This is a genomic window from Aeromonas sp. sif2433, assembly GCF_019218705.1.
Lineage (GTDB): Bacteria > Pseudomonadota > Gammaproteobacteria > Enterobacterales > Aeromonadaceae > Aeromonas > Aeromonas encheleia.
Window position 1 is genome coordinate 324372 of the sequence record NZ_JAHUXD010000004.1, and the last position, 16380, is coordinate 340751.

16 protein-coding genes are annotated in these 16380 nt (G+C 60.2%); 9 read left to right on the forward strand and 7 right to left on the reverse strand.

Annotated elements, in window-relative coordinates:
- The first annotated feature begins 194 nt into the window (after nt 1-194).
- Nucleotides 195-578: a DUF3461 family protein gene (locus KW825_RS08750; protein WP_042654070.1), complete on the forward strand. Its 384-nt coding sequence runs from the start codon at nt 195-197 to the stop codon at nt 576-578.
- 232 nt (nt 579-810) lie between these two features.
- Here KW825_RS08750 and ptsG read toward each other — a convergent pair whose 3' ends face one another.
- The 6 genes from ptsG to KW825_RS08780 all read right to left on the reverse strand — a co-directional run bounded on the left by ptsG (nt 811) and on the right by KW825_RS08780 (nt 7389).
- Nucleotides 811-2241: a PTS glucose transporter subunit IIBC gene (gene ptsG / locus KW825_RS08755; protein ID WP_042654071.1), complete on the reverse strand. Its 1431-nt coding sequence runs from the start codon at nt 2239-2241 to the stop codon at nt 811-813.
- A 429-nt stretch (nt 2242-2670) separates the two neighbouring features.
- Complete coding sequence (locus KW825_RS08760) at nt 2671-3636, reverse strand: MalM family protein (RefSeq protein ID WP_218289841.1); 966 nt, start codon at nt 3634-3636, stop codon at nt 2671-2673.
- A 90-nt stretch (nt 3637-3726) separates the two neighbouring features.
- Entirely contained in the window at nt 3727-5049 is a 1323-nt protein-coding gene (locus tag KW825_RS08765) for a maltoporin (RefSeq protein ID WP_305729931.1), read from the reverse strand.
- A 522-nt stretch (nt 5050-5571) separates the two neighbouring features.
- Nucleotides 5572-6012 (reverse strand): flavodoxin, encoded by a 441-nt coding sequence (locus tag KW825_RS08770; protein ID WP_218289839.1) that lies wholly within the window; start codon nt 6010-6012, stop codon nt 5572-5574.
- 185 nt (nt 6013-6197) lie between these two features.
- Nucleotides 6198-6944: a tRNA pseudouridine(65) synthase TruC gene (truC, locus tag KW825_RS08775; RefSeq protein WP_218289838.1), complete on the reverse strand. Its 747-nt coding sequence runs from the start codon at nt 6942-6944 to the stop codon at nt 6198-6200.
- A 109-nt stretch (nt 6945-7053) separates the two neighbouring features.
- Nucleotides 7054-7389, reverse strand: coding sequence for a YqcC family protein (locus KW825_RS08780; protein WP_042654075.1), 336 nt, complete (start codon nt 7387-7389; stop codon nt 7054-7056).
- Between the two features lie 209 nt (nt 7390-7598).
- On the opposite strand from KW825_RS08780, the gene KW825_RS08785 reads away from it, so the two are divergent.
- The 5 genes from KW825_RS08785 to KW825_RS08805 all read left to right on the forward strand — a co-directional run bounded on the left by KW825_RS08785 (nt 7599) and on the right by KW825_RS08805 (nt 10609).
- Nucleotides 7599-8627, forward strand: a complete 1029-nt coding sequence (locus KW825_RS08785; protein ID WP_218289837.1) for a DUF3549 family protein — start codon at nt 7599-7601, stop codon at nt 8625-8627.
- A 79-nt stretch (nt 8628-8706) separates the two neighbouring features.
- Nucleotides 8707-9003 (forward strand): DUF3301 domain-containing protein, encoded by a 297-nt coding sequence (locus tag KW825_RS08790; protein WP_218289836.1) that lies wholly within the window; start codon nt 8707-8709, stop codon nt 9001-9003.
- A gap of 68 nt (nt 9004-9071) precedes the next feature.
- A complete protein-coding gene (locus KW825_RS08795; protein WP_042654078.1) occupies nt 9072-9308 on the forward strand; it encodes a DUF2789 domain-containing protein in 237 nt (78 codons plus the stop codon).
- 210 nt (nt 9309-9518) lie between these two features.
- Nucleotides 9519-9815 carry a hypothetical protein gene (locus KW825_RS08800; RefSeq protein ID WP_218289835.1) on the forward strand — a complete coding sequence of 99 codons (297 nt, stop codon included), beginning with the start codon at nt 9519-9521 and terminating at the stop codon, nt 9813-9815.
- 8 nt (nt 9816-9823) lie between these two features.
- Complete coding sequence (locus tag KW825_RS08805) at nt 9824-10609, forward strand: Zn-ribbon-containing protein (protein WP_218289834.1); 786 nt, start codon at nt 9824-9826, stop codon at nt 10607-10609.
- A 136-nt stretch (nt 10610-10745) separates the two neighbouring features.
- On the opposite strand, the gene syd is transcribed toward KW825_RS08805, so the two are convergent.
- Entirely contained in the window at nt 10746-11294 is a 549-nt protein-coding gene (gene syd, locus KW825_RS08810) for a SecY-interacting protein (RefSeq protein ID WP_042654081.1), read from the reverse strand.
- 91 nt (nt 11295-11385) lie between these two features.
- Here syd and queF point away from each other — a divergent pair, with 91 nt between their 5' ends.
- The 3 genes from queF (at nt 11386) to KW825_RS08825 (ending at nt 16308) form a co-directional block, all read left to right on the forward strand.
- On the forward strand, nt 11386-12234 hold the full coding sequence (queF, locus tag KW825_RS08815; RefSeq protein WP_218289833.1) for an NADPH-dependent 7-cyano-7-deazaguanine reductase QueF: 849 nt from the start codon (nt 11386-11388) through the stop codon (nt 12232-12234).
- 119 nt (nt 12235-12353) lie between these two features.
- A complete protein-coding gene (locus KW825_RS08820) occupies nt 12354-14624 on the forward strand; it encodes a hypothetical protein (protein WP_218289832.1) in 2271 nt (756 codons plus the stop codon).
- Between the two features lie 82 nt (nt 14625-14706).
- Nucleotides 14707-16308 (forward strand): diguanylate cyclase, encoded by a 1602-nt coding sequence (locus tag KW825_RS08825; protein ID WP_218328962.1) that lies wholly within the window; start codon nt 14707-14709, stop codon nt 16306-16308.
- Nucleotides 16309-16380: the final 72 nt, after the last annotated feature.

A 16380-nucleotide genomic window follows, 5' to 3' on the forward strand; every position in this document is an offset into this window, starting at 1 on the left:
TGCATCATGAATATAGATACCATCAGGATGCTTGGCATCAACACCCTGCTGCGAGTCATCGAGACTGCCCAGCCGGCGACCCCACAGCAAGGGCCCTTTGGGACCCTTTTGATTTTGGCGCCCCTGTCACAGGCAAGCTACGGTGACTCGGTTAAGATAGATGGGTCAGGATCGTTTCAAATCGAGGAAGCCCGATGTACGAGAATCTAAAGAGCCTGGGGATCCAGGAACCCACCTCAGTGGACAGCTACACCCTGCGCCAGGAGGCCAATCACGACATCCTCAAGATCTACTTCAAGAAGCAGAAGGGCGAGTTCTTCGCCAAGAGTGTCAAGTTCAAGTATCCGCGTCAGCGCAAGACCATACTGATCGATTCGGGCACCCATGAGTACAAGGATGTCACCGAAATCAACGCCAACCTCAAGTACGTGGTGGATGAGCTGGACAACCTGACTCAGGGGGTGCACGTCCAGGCTGACCCTGACATCAAGCAGAAGATATTACGCGATCTGCGCCACCTGGAAAAAGTGGTGCAGAACAAGATAAGCGAGATAGAGCGGGATCTGGAGAAGCTGTAACCCAGACCCGGCAACGGCAAAGGGCGCCCCTCAGGCGCCCTTTTTCTTTGTGCTAAGCGTTGGCGGCGCTCATATCCACCCATGGTATACATCTACCCTGGCAGCCCCTCCCCTGTCGATGTCACCGGCTGAGGGGCTCACACACCACCAGCCTCGGATACACCGCCGAGCGCCCAGCAAAAAGGGAGGCTTGCGCCTCCCTTTTTCAGACTCTGAGTTTCAGGCAACTGTATTAGTTGCTCTTCATCCAGATGTCCATCTCGGTTTTCAGGTTGTCGGACTTGGTACCGAAGATGGCCTGAACACCAGAACCAGCCACGACCACACCGGCAGCGCCCAGTTTCTTCAGACCAGCCTGGTCAACCTTGGACACATCCTTCACACCGACACGCAGACGGGTGATACAGGCATCCAGAGAGGCGATGTTGTCTTTACCACCGAAGGCACCGACCAGGGCGGCAGACATCTCGTCTTTGCTCTGGGCGACGGTTTCTTCAGCCGCTTCGTCTTCACGACCCGGAGTCTTCAGGTTCATGGCACGGATCACCACGGTGAAGACCACATAGTAGAGGACGGCGTAGACCAGACCCAGGCCCACCAGCAACAGCATGTTATCGGCACGGGGTGACTGCACCACGAAGTCGATGAAGCCGTTGGAGAAGGTGTGACCGTGTACGATCCCCAGGGAGTTGGTCAGCACATAGGCCAGACCAGCCAGCAGGGCGTGAATCGCATACAGTACCGGGGCAACGAACAGGAAGGAGAACTCGATAGGCTCGGTGATACCGGTCAGGAAGGAGGTCAGGGCGGCAGAGGCCATGATACCAACGATCTTGGCGCGGTTTTCCGGCTTGGCACAATGCGCAATGGCAAAGGCGGCAGCAGGCAGACCGAACATCTTGAACAGATAGCCACCGGCCAGCTGACCGAAGCCGTTACCGGCGGCGCGGGTAGCGTCGTTGGCGGTCAGGAAGCAGGTCATGATGCCGTGTACGGTTTCACCGGCACCGTTGACACAGGTACCAGCCTGATAGAAGAAGGGTACGTTCCAGATGTGGTGCAGACCGAACGGGATCAGGGAGCGTTCAACCACGCCGTAGATACCGAAGGCCAGTACCGGGTTCTGGTTGGCAGCCCAGTCGGAGAAGGCGGCGATAGCGCCACCCACTGGCGGCCAGATCACGGACAGGATCACACCCAGACCGATGGAAACGAAGCCAGTGATGATGGGCACGGCGCGTTTGCCGGCGAAGAAGCCCAGATACTCTGGCAGCTGGATCTTGTAGAAGCGGTTGAACGCCCAGGCGGCGACACCACCGGCGAGGATACCGCCGAGTACACCGGTATCGATCTTCTCCACACCCATCACAGGTGCCATCACGCTCAAGGTAGCGGTCATGATGCCGTAGCCTACGATGGCAGACAGACCGGATACACCGTCGTTATTGGTAAAGCCAAGTGCCACGCCCACGGCGAACAGCAGGGCCATCTGACCGAATACGGAACCACCGGCTTGCTCCATCAACTGGGAGACAATTTCCGGCAACCAGCTGAAGTGGGCAGCACCCACCCCCAGCAGAATACCTGCAACGGGCAAGACCGATACTGGCAGCATCAGCGCCTTACCGACCTTTTGCAGATTAGAGAAAGCATTTTTTAACATGTGTGCGCTCCTGAATGGATTTTTTTCCGTCAGCGACTCAGTGCAATTTATAGATGACAGCGTTCGTCATCCGCGCTTGCACTGAATACGACTCGGGTTTACTTATTTTGACCAACAGAATATAACCCAGCGCCGCGGGAAATGCCTCCGTCGCGCCGAAGGGAATAATAAATTTGGAGGAGAGATCACAAGATAAATAAATGGGATTTACTGGGGGCAATCGGAATATTACTTCGCACACTCATATTATTACAGCGAGATGAAAAGTGCTGTTTCACATTGTATTTTTATACGTCTCAACAATTCTTAAAGAAACATATTGTAACTCAATGTAACTTATTGCTGTTTTCTATTATCTAGTCTACCGATTAAAGAGGCCTCCAACAAGGGAGGCCTCAAATAAATATTAGCCGATTTAAACGCGGCTATTTAATTCTTCTGTGAGCGTTTGACCGCATCAATAAAGACCGACTTGGCCTTGGTCGAGCCAGCACGTTCTGCCTCGTTCACCAACTGCATCGCCTTGTCGATGTCACCGGCCTTGACCGCCTTCTCGATCTGGCTGTTATAGAAGGTTTCGGTCTCGGTCAGCATGGCTGGAGCCGGCTTGCTGGGGGTCGCTGCGACCACGGCTGTGGTGGCTGCCGTTGCAGCTATGGCAGGCTGGGCCTGGCTCATCGCCACCTTGTCCGAGTACTCGGGCTTGAACACCGCCTCTAGGCCCTGCCCCTTGGCGGTATCAACCACCTCGATCTGCACCAGCCCCCAGGGAGAGTGCGGGATAACGGGATCCTTGATGTCCGGCTCGACAGTCCCGTTCGCACGGGCAAAAGCCTTGGCCGGGTGCAATATGGTGGTGCTGCCCGCCAGCTCATCGGCCGGCGCGTAGACCACCATATAGGTTTCGGTCGCCGGGTTGCCTGGCGTGCTGCGATTGACATGCAGATTGCCTTCAATCCGATCGTTGTTGAGCAGATAGGCCGGCTGGTAAGTGAATGCCGACTCACCCAGCACGCGGGTGACCTTGAACTGGGCATCCAGCATGATCACCTTGGGCACCAGCACCGTCTTGCTCACCTGAGAAGCCACGGTGATGGCCAGGTTGCCGGTGTTGGCCGGTAGACGATAGGCGGCAAAGTAGCTCATCCCCTCGTCAAACTGATAACTGGGCTGCTTGCCATCGATGACCAGCAGCGTGTCGCCTTCCGGCAGAGAAACATAGTTGAATTCGTTGAAGCCCTTGCAGCAGCTGGTGGTCTGAGAGAGCGCCTGCTTGGCTTGATCGGCATTGCTCAGGATGGAGGCGTGCTCCTCTATGGGCACCACCATGCTACCGGAACAACCGGCCAACAGCGCGGTAACCACGGCCGCGATAGACATCTTTACCAGTTTCATTCTTCTTATCTCCATAACCCGGTTGCCAAATCCTGTGAAACAAAACTGCCCCCAAGAGGGGGCAGTGACTAACTTAACTGAAGATACTGCTTACCACCAAGCTTCCGCTTGCACACCAACCTGATAGGTGTCCTTGGAAGTGCCGCCTTCGAAGGAATTCTTGCTGCCGCTGCTATCCGCTTCGGTATCAGCCAGGTAGGAGGCGAACACACGGATTTCCGGACGGGCCCAGAAGCTGGGGCCGGCGGACCAGGCCTGCGCCAGGGTCAGCTTGTAGCCACCATCCTTGTCGCTGCCACCGCTGGTGTAGCTGGTCTTGTCCTTGAAGACACCGCCTTCAAAGATGGTCTTGTTGAAATCATCCCACTTGTACATAGGACGGACGACGGCAGAGAAGGTTTCAGTCTGGTCGTGACCATCCCACATCTCGTTGCCTACCCCGTACACCAGCTGGTGACCCATCTCCCAGGAGTTACCCATCGGGATCACACCGTGGTTGATGATACGGTAGCCATCGGCACCGCTTTTCGCTTCGGCGCCGTACCAGGAGCCGTCACCGTAGAAGGCCATGGTCTTGGAGTAGCCTTCGCTACCATACTGCAGCACGGTCTTGTTGAAGCCACCCAGGATGCCTTGGGTCAGTTCGGCAGTCAGCATGACGCCGTCTTTCATGTTGTCGTTTTTCAGATCTTTCTGGGCTTCGGTCTCGTTGACGATGGCATAGTCAACGCCCAGCTCCAGAGAACCATCCTGCCACAGCGGGATGCCGGCATAACGCAGATCCAGGGTGTTGACGTTCAGATCTTCATTCTTCTGGAACACGCCCGGGCTGGTTTCGGTGTACTGACCGAATACGTCGGCGGCGCTGCGGTCGTTGCGGACCCAGGCGAAGGAGATCTTGCCAGGACCGGCCTGGATGCCTTCGATACCGGCACCGGCACCGGAGATGTTCCAGTAGTAGAAGTCGGAGATATGGATGTCGTGACGTTGGTAGTAACGCTTACCAGCCCACAGAGTCGCTTCCGGTGCAAAGCCCAGCAGGCCCTTGGCCTGGACGTTGAACTGACGCAGCGCAAAATCGGAGTCGCCGTTGCACTGTTTGGCATCGAAGTTACAGACGGTGCCGGTCCCTTCCCAGTCATTGGAACCGTTGGAAGCCATGGCAAACATGGAGTCTACATAGAAAGTTTTGCCGTCCTTGTTGAAAACTTCCTGACCCAGTTGCACTTCGCCATAGGTATCGTTTTCGTTACCCAGACGGCCAACCTTGTTGACGTTGTATTTCACCATGTCCCCGTCGCCGGAAACACCAACACCTGAACGGAAGTAGCCGTGGAAATCAACGGCGAAGGCGGCTTGGGAAGCCAGGGCAGCGGTTACTGCTGCTGCAATCGGGAGCCACTTTGCTTTCATTTTCATTTTTCCTTATTCCCGCTGGGAGTGTGATCCTGATATTCAAGTTCTTATCACCAGAAATCATTTCGGTGATAACCGGGGTCGATTATAAGTAGCGAATTTCGCGACAAACATGAGCTGATTCACAAAACGGCGACAAATCGCGCACCAGAGTCATGACAAGTGAATGAAGGATGTAAAACTAACAATGACAACAACCAATGCATCACCACATCCAGCAATGAAGCAATAAATCACCAATGAAATCGCTTTCAACTATTAATTCGCGATGAGGAATAAGATGAGAACCTTCAATTCCATGACAAAAACATGACTGAAATCGCTTTCAATGCGGAACTTTTAATTTTGTAACTTGTCGCAGTTCTGATGAATAACGGCTTTTTTAGCAGAGTCCGGGTACAGAAAATAACCTGACAAAGTACAGGATATATTTAAGAGAAAGCTTGGCTAAGCCCCAAAATAACTATCCCCCAGCGGCAAGCCGATGGGGGATAAAATAAGAATACTGGACCAAGAGGATTACAGTTTATTTTCCCAGGTTTTCAACCAGGCCATGGCCGCAACTTCGGGCTCATCTTCCACAGTCGCGTCTATCTCCAGACGCGGTACCAGGGCCTCGGCGGCCAGCTCCTGCAACAATCCATCCAACTGGCGACCGGCCCCGCAGAAGTGTTCGTAACTGCTGTCCCCCAAGGCGATGAGGGCATAACGCCACCCTTTCATGTAGGGCGCCCGATCGGCCAGGGCGCTGGCAAAGGGCAGCAGGTTGGGGGGAATGTCGCCCTGCCCGGTGGTCGCACTGATCAGCAGCAAGAAGCGGGAGGCGTCTATGTCCTCCAGCTCGGCTTCGTCGAAGATCCGGCAGACATGGCCCTCGGCTTGCAGATGATCGCTCAGGGTCTCGGCCACCAGCATGGCCGAGCCGTAGACGGTGCCGACCAGGATATCTATCTCGGCCATCAGCGGCTCCTCTGGCGAAGGAGAGGGCCTGGATCTCGCAGGATGTTCTGGGTCTCGGCCCCCGGCAGGTGCGGGGCACACGGGGTGGCTAGCGGGGTATCTCTCTGAACCATAACCTGTTCCTCTGACTGACGTGGCCTACAGCATGCCACAGCCCGGTCAGAGGCAACAGACCGTGGGGATGGCTAGACCGCGTAGTCGCTCTCGCTGGCAGGCCAGCCCAGCCTGGCAAACAGACCCAGCAACTCTGGTCCGAGCGGAGCCTGGATCCGCATCGGCACCTTGAGCACCGGGTGCTCGAAGCTCAACTTGTGGGCGACCAGCAGCAGCCGCTCACAGCCATAATGCTCGCGGAAGAAGCGATTATGACGACCATCACCGTGGGTGGTATCACCGACGATGGGGTGGAACAGGTGATCCAGGTGGCGACGCAGCTGATGCTTGCGGCCCGTCTTGGGGAAGAGCCGGACCAGGCTGTAACGGCTGGTGGGATGCTTCTTGGAGACCGCATGGGGCAACTCGACCCGGTGCAGGCTGCGAAACGTGGTCACCGCCTCCTGGGCGGGACGATCGGGGTTGCTCATGGCATCGGCGATCTTGTCCAGCTGCTCTTTGAGCGGGTGGTCGATCAGCCCCTGCTCGGGCGCCCAGCCCCGCACCAGCGCCAGATACTCCTTGTGCACCTTGCGGGCGGCAAACGCCTCGGTCAGGGTGCGCGCCACCGCCGGGTCCAGTGCAAACAGCAGCACCCCCGAGGTGGGGCGATCGAGCCGGTGCACGGGGTAGACGTGACGACCGCCGATGAGATCCCGGGTCATCTGCATGGCGAAGCGGGTCTCGGCCTTGTCGAGCCAGCTGCGGTGGACCAGCAGACCGGACGGCTTGTTGACCGCCACCAGCCAGTCATCCTGATAGAGCAGGGTCAGTTTCATTGCTCCACCGCCTTGCCACCTGACAGCAGGTCGTAACAACTTCCGATGAGACGCAGAGGCCCCATGACCCCAGCCAGGGCTTCCTTCTGATAGAGCCGAGTCAGCTTCATTATTGCTCTACCACCTTACCACTCAGCAGCAGATCGAAGCGGCCGATCAGCCGCAGCAGATCGGCGACCTCGGCCAGCTCTTCCTTGTAGACTTCGCTCGCCATGGGATAGAGGGAGACGCTGGTTGGCAGCGGCGCCTGCAACATCACCAGTTGCTCCATGCGCGGGATCAGCACGAACTGCAGCCATTGATCGAAGCTCAGGGTATCGACGCAAAATGGCAGCTCGCTCGCCAGCGCCTCGGCCCCCGGATGCTCGGCTTGCCAGCGATCGAGGCGTTGCAACTCGGCGGTGAGTTCACCCAGCAGGTTGGCTACCAGCAAATATTGATTCATCTCGCTCTCTTCCTCATCACCACATTAACGGCCCACCCACTGCATGACAGAGGGAGATGGCCGAGCTCATCAAAAAGGGGCGCTACTATACACCGCCCCCCCGGCGGCTGCCATGTTGCCATCACGGCTGCGCCCTCACACGCCACCACTGGCTATCTGATGCAGCCTCCTTATAATCGCCGGCATCCTCATTTAAGCCGGACCATCACATGTCTGACATCAATACCCTGACCGAATTTCTGACCCAGGCCGATACCGAGTTCCAGCTGTTCGACATGGGTCGCCAGGTGCGCCCGCTGGCGAGCGATCTCTTCGTGCGCATCGAACAGCAGCAGGAGCCCTACCCCTGGCCGCTGCAGCAGCACGCCTGGCTCGGCGTGCACTTCTTCCAGCCGGCCGAATCCAGACACTACCTCTGGTTCCTCAAGTTCGCGCTCGATGAGCGCGGTCTGCTCATCGGCAGCGGCCCCAAGCACTTCATGGATCAGGTGATCGAGACGCTGGGTTACAAGCTGACCGGCGAGCTGGATGAGGATAAGGCCCAGCGACTGGCCGACAATCCCTACACCTTCCGCCCGGCCGAGGCCAAGATGGCCAGCCTGCACGCCAAGCTGGCCCGCCAGCTGGAGCAGGCCCCTTCCGCCTACTACGACGCCCTCTGTCACTATCTGGCGGCACCGGGTGAAGAGGGCTGGCAGAGCCTGGGGTTGCAAGGCTTCGCCGATCTGGCCGAGCGGCTGCAGGACGAGCGCAATCTGGCGCTGGTGTGCAAGGCGCTGCCGCGACTGCCCCAGGCCCCGCTCTATGGCCTGTGCCAGAGCCTGGAGAACGCCCCGCTGCCGCCGGCGCTGCAAGGCGCGCTGCTCGAGCGTATCGGCAAGGAGCAGGAGTGCGCGGTCCCCAATGCCGAGACCCTGGCCTATCTGTGCCGGGCGCTGGCCTCCTGCCCCGGCAACAAGCTGCGCAGCAACAAGCTGCTGACCCTGCTGCAAACCCAGCCGAGCCCGGCCCTGCTGCTCGCCATCGCCGGCCGCCTCTGGCCCGATCTGCAGTCCCCCGCGCTGCTCAGCCTGTTTCTGGAGCAGCTGGCGCTGCAACAGACCCAGTTCTTCAATCAGCTGTTTGCCGAGCTGGTGACCCTGCCGGCCCTGCGCAATGATATGCTGGCGAGATTGCGAGACCCCGAGCGCAGCGATGCCCTCGGCCAGGCCATAGGCCGGTTGTTCGCCTCGGCATAGCCACAGGCGACGGCTCTGGCCCGCATCGTCAAGGGGCGGGCCAGGGCCCTCATTCATACCTCACAGAAGGAACCCGCTGATGGGAGAAATGCTTGGAATCTTGCTGCTGATTTTCGTCGGGGGGGCCTTCTGGCAACAGCGTCGTCAGGCGGAGCTGGCCTGGCAATACATGCGGCGTTACTGCCAGCATCACGATCTGCAACTGCTGTCGCTGGCCCGCACCCACCGTGCGCTGGGGCACAAGCCTCTGCGCCTGCTGACCTATTACCAGTTCGAGTTCTCCAGCGATGGGGAGAGCCATTACCAGGGCCAGCTCTGCATGCAGGGCTTGCATGTCACCGGGGTCGAGCTGCCCCCTCATCGCCTGCCTTCGTAGCGGCGGTTGGGAGCAATGGTGACGAGGCTGGCTATAATTCTCGACAATCGCCCTCAAGGAGATACGAGATGGAATTGCTGACCCACGACATGTCCGCCCTGTTTGCCCAATTGGGCCTGGCCAATGACGAAATAAGCCTGCACCGCTTCATCCGCGAACACCATCTGGACAACCAGACCCTGCTGCCCGAGGCCACTTTCTGGAATCCTTCCCAGGCGGTGTTTCTGCGCGACGCGCTCTGGAATGACTCCGACTGGTCGGAAGCCATCGACCAGCTGGACGTGATGCTGCGCCAGGCAAACTGAGCGGGCCAGCGTCGGCCCGCTTTCCTGACAGGTGGGGTTTGAGCTCTGTGCCTCAATCACCTCTCAATCGCCCTGGCTTCCCCCCGCCCCCAACAAACTGAGCCGGCGCCCTTCGCTCTGCTTTCCTGAAGGGCAGGCTTTGATTAAGCTCTGTGCCTCCATCCGCAAGCAGCAAGACGGCCGCCAGTCAGGTCGCAGTGAGAAGCCCAGATGTCAGCCCAAGAGATCATCAAGATCGCCAACGAACTGAGTGCCAGGGGGATCACCCCCTCGACCGCCATGGTCAAGGCCCGCCTCAGTCACCCCGTGCCCATGGCCGAGCTGCTCAAGGTGTTGAGCCAATGGAAGCAGCAACCCCAGCCGGCCGAGCCGATTGCGGCCACGCCCCCGGTGGTCGCAGCGCCCCCGGCTGAGGTGGTCAGCCTGCAACAGCTGAGCGAGCAACTCGAGCGGCTCGAGCAGAAGGTCGATCGCCTGACCGCCCTGCTGCTCAAGCAGCCGGACTGAGCGCCGCCATGTACATCCTCGAACTCAGCTTTGAATGCTACCGTGACACCTCCCTCGGCGAAGCCGAGCCGGCCATAGTCAACTACCTCGACATGCTGCGCTACCAGGGGCAGATCCTGGGGCGGGAGTTTCCCACCAGCATGCAGGATGGTCACTTCGTCAGCCGGGTCGTCTGCCCCGAGCAAGACAGCCTGCACCCGGATAATCAGAGCGAGCAGGTCGCGCTGGCCGAACAGGGCCTGCACCAGGCCGGTCTGCTGGCCCCCAAGCTGCATCTGCAAGGGATGGATCTGCTGTCCGACAGCACGGACCCCTGCGGCCAGACTGACGAGCGACCGAGCTGGATGCTGCTCTACACCAGCTTCCTGCACAGCTGCTCACCGCTGCGCTGCGGCGATCATTTCGCCCCCATCCCGCTCTATCGCCTGCCCGCCATCGCCAACGGCGACCACAAGCAGATCATCAAGTGGCAGGAGGACTGGGAGGCCTGCGATCAGCTGCAGATGAACGGCTCCATCGCCGAACACGCGGCGCTGCACGAGATAGGCGAGGTGGGCAGCCGCCTGCAGCGCCGGGGCAGCGATCTTGCCAAACGGCTGGAGGGCTCGAGCGGAATCCCGACCTACTACTACCTCTATCGGGTCGGCGGCCTGAGCAAAGCCGCGGAGCAGGCACGCCCCTGCCCCGGCTGTGGTGGTAACTGGACACTCGAGGCCCCGCTGCACGAGATCTTCGACTTCAAGTGCGATGCCTGCCGGCTGGTCTCCAACCTCTCCTGGGACTTCAAGGATTAGGGGCGCCGGCCAGCAGGGAAACCCCGCGCCGCACCAAACGCCGCACATAGAGAAGGGCCTTGCCAGCTGGCAAGGCCCTTCTCATTCACGCCGACTCAGGGCTTGGGGTCGAGCACTGCCCGCCCTCAGACCCACTTCAGTACGGCAGGGTCTCCAGCCGGGTGAGGAACGCCGGCAACGAGGGGGCCAGCGACAGGCGGCGGCCGGAGTCGAGCCATTCCAGCCACACCTGGCCGCTCTCGTTATCCAGCGAGATCAGCGTCATCTCGTTGCGGGTGGTGGCGATGAACAGCGACGGCGAGCGTTTCAACTTGCGCAGCATCAGCAGGTGACCGATGAGGTTCTCCCTGAGCAAGTCCAGATCCGCCTCGTTCCACGGCAGGATCAACTCGATGCGCAGCCCCTTGTAGGAGCAGGGGATGGGGCGGCTGAACCAGTGGCCGAACAGGGCGAGGGCGGCGGGGTGCAGCACCAGCTCCAGCGCCTCGCTCATGGCGGTGAAATCTGCCGGTGTGTCGCGTTGCACCGGGCGCCAGGCCACCCTCCCCTCCTTGGGTTCATCCAGCTCACAGGGCGAGCGCCATTGCGGCTCCCACTCGCACAGGGGCAGGCCCCGCCTCGCCTCGCCATCGCGCTGCCAGCGTAAAAAAAACTGCTCCAGGGCAGACAAGACTTGATCCGACATCGATATTCCCCACAATAGCGGCCAAGGATAGCCGCAATAAAATGACCGCAAAAGCCGGTCATTGCACCATCAAACCGTTGAGCAAACAAGCATGAGCAAACAAGAGAGATACGCGGGCGCCAGCGCGCTGCAGGGCCTGAGCCTGGGCCAGCAGTCGGCCTACATCAGCCAGTACGCCCCTGAGCTGTTGCAACCCGTGCCACGCAGCCTGAACCGCGACGACCTGGGCCTGGGCGAGACCCTGCCCTTCCAGGGTTGCGACGTCTGGACCCTGTACGAGCTCTCCTGGCTCAATGCCAAAGGCAAGCCCATGGTGGCGCTCGGCGAGGTGGCCGTGCCCGCCACCAGCCCGAACCTCATCGAATCCAAGTCGTTCAAGCTCTACCTCAACTCCTTCAACCAGACCCGCTGCGACTCGCTGGCGGCGGTGCAGGCCCTGCTGGTCAAGGATCTGAGCGCCTGCGCCGGCAGCGAGGTGAGCGTCACCCTGTTCCCGCTCGATCAGGCGCCCCATCAGATAGCGGCGCTGCCGGGGGAGTGTATCGACGAGCAGGACATCGAGATCGACGGCTACGAGTTCGACCAGACCCTGCTGCAGGGCGCGGCGGGCACTGACATCGTCGAAGAGACGCTGCACAGCCATCTGCTCAAGTCCAACTGCCTGGTCACCCGCCAGCCGGACTGGGGATCCCTGGTGATCCACTACCGCGGCCCGCGCCTCGATCGGGAAAAACTCTTGCGCTATCTCATCTCGTTCCGCCAGCACAACGAGTTCCACGAGCAGTGCATCGAGCGCATCTTCATCGATCTCAAGCACTTCTGCGGCCCGAGCCAGCTGACCGTCTATGCCCGTTATACCCGCCGCGGCGGGCTGGACATCAACCCCTTCCGCAGCGACTGGGAGCGGGTGCCCGCCAACCTGCGCCTCATCCGCCAGTAACCGCGGGACGCGGCTGACGGGCGGGGCCCGGCGGCCCGTCGCGCAAGCCATCAGTAAACTCTGGACGCACAGGGGGGGCTTGGATAACATGCCTGCACCCCTGTGCTGCTCTCAATCCAATGAATCAACTGTTTTTTCTGGCAATGATGATGTCCTCCCTGTCGGCTCCGGATCTGGATCTGGCCAAGGAGCAGTTGTCTATCGATCTGCAACAGGCCCAGACCCTGGTGCTGACCGATCCCGCCAGATGTGTCCAGATTGCCTCCTCCTTCCTCGAACGCACAGCCAATAATCCCAAGCAAATCATCAGTAACCGCCAGGAATACGGCTATCGGGAACCCATGCTGAGCTATGGCACGGCCACCCAGGCCACCGGAGCCCATCTGCTCAAGGGCGAGTGCCTGCAGCAACTGGGGCAGTTCAGGCTGGCCCAGGAATCCCTCGATCAGGCCATCGCCATGGCCGAGAAGGAGCAGCAGTTCGAGCTGCAGGCCCACGGTCTCTACCTCAAGGTCCGCAGCCGGAACCAGCAGGAGAGATCCCATGGCGCCGGCGCCATCCTGCTCGATGAACTGGACAAGTTGCTGGCCAACCCCGGCCTCAAGGAGAGCCAGCTGCAGGTCTATAGCCGGCTGTTGCACGTCAACGCCAGCATAGAAGGGCAGCAGTTCGATCTGGCCAAGCGCCAGCTGAGCGAGGCCCACCAATGGGCGGAGCAGGCCAAGAATCCCCTGGCCATGGCCTGGGTCAGTGCCGTGGGGGGAGATCTCTACCACGCACTCGGACAACCCCAGCTGGCCCTCGGTGACTACATCGATGCCCAGCAGCAGGCCAAGAGCCTGCAGGATCCGCTGTTCCTCGGCCTGCTGTCGAACCAGGTCGTCAACCTCTATCAGGAGGAGCAGGAGCCGCAGAAGGCGCTGCAATATGCCAATGAGGCCGCCAACTACTTCCACGCGCTCGGCAACCCCTCCCTGCTGAGCGATGCGCTGATCGTGCTCGCCCGCCTCAACCGCGATCAGGGCGAGATGAACATGGCGCTGGTCTATTTCTTCAACGCGCTGGACCTGCTCGACGAGAACAACAGCCGCACCCGCATCGCCCACCTCAAGTTCGAGATCGGCAAGACCTATCTGCAGACCGGCAACCTGACCCTGGCCCGCAACTACCTCAACGCGGCGCGCCAGTCCCACGAGATGGGAGATGACAAGGAGTCGCTGATCGACACCCTGCTGCTGCTCGGGGAGCTGCACCTCAAGCAGAAGGAGGCGGGGATCGCCATACTGCAGCTGGAAAACGCCCTGACCCTGGCCAACCGGCTCGGGGACATCCGCCGCCAGTTCGAGATCTTCCGCCTGCTCTCCATCGCCTACGAGCAGAAGGGCTACCTCAAACAGGCCCTCGACAGCTACAAGAATTATCACCAGCGCAGCGAGTTGGTGCGCCAGCAGCAGCTCGATCTGGAGCAGGAAGCTGTCCGTGACAACTATGCCCAGGTGGAGCGCGTACAGCAGGTCAAGGAGCTGGAGCAGCGCCTCGACGTCAGCCAGCATCAGCAGGAGCGCTATCTCTGGTCCAGCGTCAGCACCGGCCTGCTGCTGGCCCTGTTTATCTACCTGTTCTTCACGCTCTGGCTCAAGCTGCGGGTCGCCCGCCTCAATGCCAGGCAACTGGGAGAGGCTCTGCTGATCGAGCCGCGCAGCGGCCTGGCCAACTGGCAGCGGCTGATGAGCCGCTGGCCGCGGGAGATGGCCAAGCGCCAGCAGAAATCCGAGCGCTGGTATCTGAGCGAGCAGCCCACCAGCGAGTTTGACGACAAGCTGCACTACCTGCTGTTTCGGGTGCCCTTCCTGGTCAACAGCCTGGAGCGGCACGGCTATCAGGTCAGCCGCGAGATAGAGCAGGCCTTCGGCCACTACATCAACCGGCTGACCCCCCAGGATGGCCGCATCTACGATCTGCGCGAGGGCCACCTGCTGTATGTGGTGCCGCAGCGCCACGTGGCCCAGCTGCATCAGCTGGCGCAGGAGCTGCTCGATACCCTGGCCGCCTTCCCCTGTGACTACCCGCTGGATCGCCACATCAGCCTCGGCATCGTCAGCCACCCCTTCCTGCCTAAGGCGGCGACCGCCCTCGACCACCATGGCCTGTTCGACCTCTGCTATCTGGCGCTGTCAGGGGCCATGCAGCTCAGTGAAAAACACCGCCAAAGCGTCTGGTTGGAGCTGGCCGCCATCGATTGCCAACAGGCCGCGTTTTTTAATGGCGATGTGTGGCAATGCTGCTTGATGGCAATTGACAAGGGACTGGTAAAAGTAAATTCTTCTCATGAAAAGCAATGGGTTAATTGGCTTCAGCTTTCACGGACGAAAGTGCCGGACAACCCATGACATTAGGTACTCAACGGGGTCTTTCATTGGCTTACTGTTGCTGGACGATACAAAAACGATAATGAACAGGGCGACCTGAATAATGAATGACATCGCTGCCGTAACAGGACAACTGGCAAGACTCAGGGAATCCCTCCAGCAGAAACAGCAGGAGCTCGATGGCATGGCCACGTTCTCCGATGCCGAGCGCACCCGCAGCATCCAGTTCATCGGCAAGCTGATGCAGGCCTGCCGCGGTCACGATCGTGAACTGGACAACCGGCTCGCCAAGCTCAAGCAGAAACTCGATGGCAATCCCCCGCTCTCGTCGCTGGATGGGGATCTGGCCGCCATCGAGAAGCTGCTGCAGCAACACGGCAGCGCGCTGGAGGAGTCCATCAGCCTGACCCAGGCCACCATAGAACTGGGCAGCAAGCAGCTCAAGTCCATCAAGGGCTTCCCGGAAGAGACCCGCCGCTCGCTCAAGGAGTTCCTGGCGAGCCCCGAAGGCTATGGCATCGGCGATCACCAGAAGAAGGTGGTCCGTCTGCTGGAGTTCTACCAGCAGGCCATCAAGATCCAGCTGCTGCCGACCCAGCCGCTGCTCACCCCCACCCAGGGGGCGGCCACCGATCTGGCGGCGCCCGGCCCCATGGATCCCTTCGATGTGAAGGCGCACGCCCAGATTGCCGACGAGTTGCAGCGGCTCATCACCGAGCTCGACTTCGCCGGCGCGGTGGGCGAGAGCCTGGCGGACATCCGCCGCCAGCTGCTGGGGGGCATCACGCCGCCGCTGCTGGCCGAGATCTGCCTGCAGATCATCGAGCTCATCATCGAGGGCACCCGGGAGGAGCGTAAGTCCTCCCAGGCCTTCCTCAGCACCCTCAACGAGAGCCTGTCGGCAGTCCATTTCAGCTTCACCGAATCCCTCGACGAGGGTCGGGCGCTGCAAAATGCCACTTTGCTCAGCGGCCAGGCGCTCGATCGGGAGCTGGAGGCCATCGATCACACCCTGGCCAGGCACGACTCCCCCATGGAGCTCAAGGGCGCCATCGCCGGCCACCTGGACACCATTCGCCACCTGCAGCAGGACAGGGAAACCATGGCCAGCCGTGAGCGCCATCTGCTCACCCACCTGTCCAACATGGAAGCCAAGCTGCGGCTGATGAAGGAGGAGACCGCCGAGTACAAGAAGCGGCTCACCATCCAGAAGCACAAGCTGTTCCTCGACAGCCTGACCCAGGTCCACAACCGGGCGGCGCTCGACGAGCGGCTCGAACTGGAATACAAGCGCTGGCTGCGTTACAGCACCCCGCTGTGCCTGGCCATCATCGACATCGACCACTTCAAGAACATCAACGACAACTACGGCCACATGGCCGGTGACAAGGCCCTGAAGGTGGTCGCCAAGGCCCTGCAGAGCGCCTTGCGTGATACCGATTTCATCGCCCGCTTCGGCGGAGAGGAGTTCGTGGTGCTGCTGCCGAACATCAACCCGGACAAGTACCAGAAGCCGCTGGAGAACCTGCGCCAGACCATCAAGAGCATCCCGTTCCGGTTCAGGGACGCCAGGGTCGAGATCACCATCTCCATCGGCGCCACCCTGTTTCGCGAGGGGGATCACACCACTGATGCGTTCGAGCGGGCCGACAAGGCGCTCTACAGCTCCAAAAATCTGGGGCGGGATCAGGTCAATCTGGCCTGAACCCGGCCTGACCTCTGGCTAAAAAACCGGCAAACGCACTCCCGCCCTATTCCCCTGCCCCACCGCTTGCCT